Here is a 4,647-nt window from a genome sequence, read left to right on the forward strand (position 1 = left end):
GACGTATGGATGCCCACCATGCTGACCGCGGCTGCGGCGGTGTTCTTCCGGCACCGCTGCGATCGTCCGGAGTTCCTCCTCTCGCTGGCCGTGGGCAACCGGGTCGGGGCGGCGAGCCGGGCCCCCGGTCTGGCGGTGAACGTGGTGCCGGTGCGGATGCGGGTGCCGCTCGGGGCGAGCTTCACCGACATCGCCGACACGTTGGTGGACGAGACGTACGAAATCTTCGACCACACGGCCTGCCATTACTCGGAGATACGGCGCGCGAGTGAGGCCCCCCTGGGCGACCGCGGCTGTTTCGGCGCGGTTGTCAACGTCGCCGAGTACATCGAGCAGCTGCACTTCGCCGACAGCCCGGCGCGCTACCTCGGCGGGACGACGGGAGCCTTCGACGAGCTCTCGATCGGCGTCTACACGGACGGCAGCGCGGACAGCGACCTGTTCGTCCGGCTGGACGCGCCGGCGAGGCTGTACTCCCGCGCCGAACTGCGCTTCATCGGCGAGGAACTCATCACGTACATCCGTGCCGCGGTGGCCGCCGCCGACCAGCCGGTCGGCGCGCTCGACCTGGTCGGCGGTGCGGAGCGGGAACGGCTGCTGCGGTCGCCGCTCCACACGGACGTGCCGGTGCCCGCGCCGACGGTGCCGGAGTTGTTCGCCCGGCAGGTGGAGCGGAATCCCGGTGCCGTGGCGCTGGTGTCGGGCGGCACGGCGGTCTCCTACCGGGAACTCGACGAGCGCTCCAACCACCTGGCCGCCGCGCTGCGAGGGCGGGGCGTGGGTCCCGAGACGGTGGTAGCGGTGGCCATGCCCCCGTCGACCGATCTGGCCGTCGCCCTGCTCGGGGTGGTCAAGGCGGGCGGGGCCTACCTGCCGGTCGACCCGGCGTTCCCGGTGGAGCGGGTCAGGCCGGTGCTCGGTGCCGCGTCGGTGCGGTTCCTGCTCACCGACGCGGCGACGGTTGGCGCGCTCCCCTCCGATCCGGACGTTCCTGCGCTGGTGGTCGACGAGATTCTCCGAAGCACCGCGGGTGACGCCAGCGGTCGGGCGCCGGGGGTTCCCGCTGCGCCGCGTCAGGACAACCTGCTGGCCGTGTACGCCTCCGGGCCCGCCAGTACGGAGGCGGGCGTGGCCGTGACGCACCGCAACATGGGACGGTTCGTCATGGACCCCCGCTGGCAGGAGGTCGGTTGTACCACCGTGCTGTGGCACACCGCGCACGCCTGCGACGCGGTCGCCCTCCAGCTGTGGGTCCCGCTGCTGAACGGCGGCCGGGTGGTCGTGGCTCCCGCGGGGGAGCTGGACATGGACGCGCTGACCGGGGCGCGCGCGGCGAACGACATCTCGGCGGTATGGCTGCCCACCGGCCTGTTCTCGATGATCGCGGCGGCTCGGCCCGCGCTGCTCGCCGGGTTGAGAGAGGTGTGGACCGGCGGGGAGCGGGTACCCGCGGCCGCGGTGCGGCGGGTCCGCGAGGCCTGCCCCGACCTGGCGATCGTGTGCGGTTACGGTCCTGCGGAGACGACCGCCTTCGTGGCGGCCCGCCGTTTGGCCGCCGACGAACCCGCTGGACACGCGGGTGAGATCGGCCGCCCGATGGACGGCACCGACCTGTACGTGCTGGGACCGGGCCTGGCGCCGGTCCCCGCCGGCGTGGCCGGTGAGCTGTACGTGGCTGGGCCCGGTGTGGTGCGTGGGTACGCCGGGCGCCCCGGACGGACCGCGCAGCGTTTCGTGCCCTGCCCGTTCGGCCCGGCCGGTGCGCTCATGTACCGGACCGGGGACCGGGTGCGGTGGGGTGCCGAAGGCCGGCTGGAATACGTGGGCCGGGCAGACGCTCAGGCCGATGTACGCGGTGTCCGCGTCGAGCCGGTGAGGGCTGAGGAGGTACTGGCGGAGCACCCCGGGGTGGCCCAGTCGGTGGTGGCCGTCCGGCCGGACGGCTCCGGGCAGCGGCGACCGGTGGCCTACGCCGTTCCGGTGGGCGGCCGGGCCGTGACGAGTGAGGAACTGCGCAGGTTCGTCGGCGGACGGTTGCCGGAACCCCTGGTGCCGTCGGCGTTCATGGTGCTGGAGCGACTGCCGGTGACGGTCGACGGAAGAGTGGACCGGGCGTCGCTGCCGGAACCCGAGCTCGACGAAGGGCGGTACCGAGCGCCGCGGAACGACACCGAGCGGGTGCTGGCCGAGGTGTTCGCCGACGCGCTCGAAGTGGACCGGGTGGGCATCGAAGAGGACTTCTTCGACCTGGGGGGCAATTCACTCCGGGCGATCAGGCTGGTCGGCCTGATCCGGTCGGAGCTGAACCTCGAGGTGTCGATCCGCACGTTGTTCGCCGCTCGCACCGTCACCGCCCTTTCGGACATGCTGGAGGATTTCGCCCGGTCGAGCAGACCGGCACTGGGCAGGAGGACGAGGGAAGGCCAGGTTCTTTGAGCAATGCCCGTTGCGCGGCCGCCGGCCCGGCGCTGTGCTTCAGCCAGGTATTGCTGTCCCGCCGACGGGACACCAATAGCTGGGCTTCCCGCGGGATACGCCGTTTCATTGGTGTCGCGCCGGCCGAGTCCGGTGCTCTTGAACGGTCCATCGTGTCGGTCTACGTTGGCGGCGTGTCCAATGGAGATTTCAGGTCCGCTCGACCGTGGGGCATTTCGGGAGCGGAAGAATATCGGTCGGTGATGCGAACGCGCTTCGCATATCCATGCCAGCGGAAGAACCTTCTATGAGTGATCGCGTACACGAGACCCATGATGTGGTCGGTGTTGGGTTCGGCCCGTCCAACCTGTCGCTCGCCATCGCCCTTGAGGAATACCGGGCGAATGGCGTGGAGCATGAGATCAGCAGTCTCTTTCTGGAGCGTCAGGCATCCTTCGGCTGGCACCGCAACATGCTGCTGCCGTCGGCGACCATGCAGATATCCTTCCTCAAGGACCTGGTCACCTTCCGGAACCCGACGTCGAGCTTCAGTTTCATCGCGTACCTGCACGCGTCCGGGAGACTCCCGCAGTTCGTCAACAACCAGGACTTCTTCCCCACCCGCGAGGAGTTCCACCAGTATCTCGAGTGGGCCCAGGCGCGCGTGGCCGACCGCATCTCCTACGGCTCGGAAGTGCTGTCGATCCGGCTGCCGTCAGGCGCTGCTCCAGAGGGGGCGGACCATCTGCGGCTCGAGGTGGCGGATGCCAGGGGAGGGGCCGACCGAGTGGTCCGGGCGCGGAACGTCGTCATCTCGACGGGCCTCGTCCCGAGCATGCCCGAGGGAACCGAATGCGACGAACGTATATGGCACAGCTCCGAGTTCCTCGAGAAGTACCGCCGGATCAATCCCCGCGAACTACGCCGTGTGGCGGTGGCCGGAGCGGGCCAGAGCGCCGCCGAGATCGCCAGGTTTCTGTACGACGAACTGCCGCATGCCCAGGTGTACGCGGTCATCCCGTCCTACGGCTACTCCGTCGCGGACGACACCCCCTTCGCCAACCAGATCTTCGACCCGGCGGCCGTGGACGACTACTACTTCGGTACCGAGCAGGCGCGGGAGGCGTTCTGGCGGTACCACCGCAACACCAACTACTCGGTCGTCGACGACGACGTGATCAGGGCTCTGTACCGCAGGTCGTACGACGACGACGTACGCGGTGTCAGGCGTCTGGAGTTCCTCAACCTGACGCGGGTCACCGGTGTGAAGCGGGAGGGCGACGAGACGCGCGTCTCCCTGCAGGAGGGCCCGGACGCTGCGGTCCGCGAACTCAACGTCGACGCCCTGGTCTGCGCGACCGGCTACGACGCGATGGAGCCCGCGGACCTGCTGGGCGACCTCGACCGCCTCTGCCTGCGGGACGAGGCCGGTCGGCACCGCGTCGAGCGGGACTACCGCCTCGTCACCGCACCCGGCATGCGGTGCGGCATCTACCTGCAGGGCGGTACCGAGCACACCCACGGTCTGACCTCCTCACTGCTGTCGAACATCGCGCAGCGCAGCGGCGAGATCGTCGACTCGATCGCCGCCCGGCGCAGGCTGCGGGACGTCGGAAGCACCGTCCTCGCCGAGGCTGGCGGCGACCTCGGTTGAACGCCCGCGGGCCCGTGCCACCTGGTCTCGCCCGGGGCGGTGCGGTACGGCCCGTGGACCGCCGGCGGACAGGTGAGGCCGGCCCATCCTGTTTTGTCGCAGGCATGACATGGACATTCCTCCACCGAGAAAAGGGAACCATCGATGAGCAGTCCGGTGGAAGAGCGGTGGCTACGCCGCTACCGTGATGACGACGGATGCGGGACGAAGCTCGTCTGTTTTCCCGCCGCCGGCGCGGGGGCCAGGTGCGGTACGCACTGGCCCCTGGGATTACCTGCGGACATCGGCGTGCTCGCCGTCCGTTACCCGGGCAGGGAGGACCGGTTCGGCGACCCGTTCCCGCTTCGGCTGGAAGACCTCGCGGACGACATTGCGAAGGCGCTCGACGGCCTGACGCGGCACCGGCTGGTGCTGTTCGGCCACAGCATGGGGGCTTCGGTGGCGCATGAGGTGGCGTTGCGCCTCCACGAGCGGGGGTGCCCGCCGGCCGCTTTGTGCGTGTCCGGCAGACGGGCGACGCACGCACTGGCCGGCCGGCAGATGATCTCCGGTACGGACGACGAGGTCATCGCGCACGT

3 protein-coding genes are annotated in these 4,647 nt (G+C 70.0%); all 3 read left to right on the top strand.

Features of this window, described 5'->3' with window-relative positions; all coding sequences use genetic code 11:
* A partial coding sequence (locus RM812_RS40590; protein ID WP_311585799.1) for a non-ribosomal peptide synthetase occupies window positions 1-2,436 on the top strand: 2,436 nt, incomplete at its 5' end.
* Window positions 2,437-2,722: 286 nt separating this feature from the next.
* Window positions 2,723-4,069: a lysine N(6)-hydroxylase/L-ornithine N(5)-oxygenase family protein gene (locus RM812_RS40595; protein ID WP_311585801.1), complete on the top strand. Its 1,347-nt coding sequence runs from the start codon at window positions 2,723-2,725 to the stop codon at window positions 4,067-4,069.
* 144 nt (window positions 4,070-4,213) lie between these two features.
* On the top strand, window positions 4,214-4,647 hold a 434-nt coding region (locus tag RM812_RS40600), incomplete at its 3' end, for a thioesterase II family protein (RefSeq protein ID WP_311585803.1).

Origin of the sequence: Streptomyces lancefieldiae (genome assembly GCF_031845825.1) — a bacterium.
In the GTDB taxonomy this organism is placed as follows: domain Bacteria; phylum Actinomycetota; class Actinomycetes; order Streptomycetales; family Streptomycetaceae; genus Streptomyces; species Streptomyces lancefieldiae.

Bases quoted from the DNA above. Each gene is read 5' to 3' on its own strand.
- RM812_RS40595 (WP_311585801.1), top strand. From the start codon at position 2,723: ATGAGTGATCGCGTACACGAGACCCATGATGTGGTCGGTGTTGGGTTC.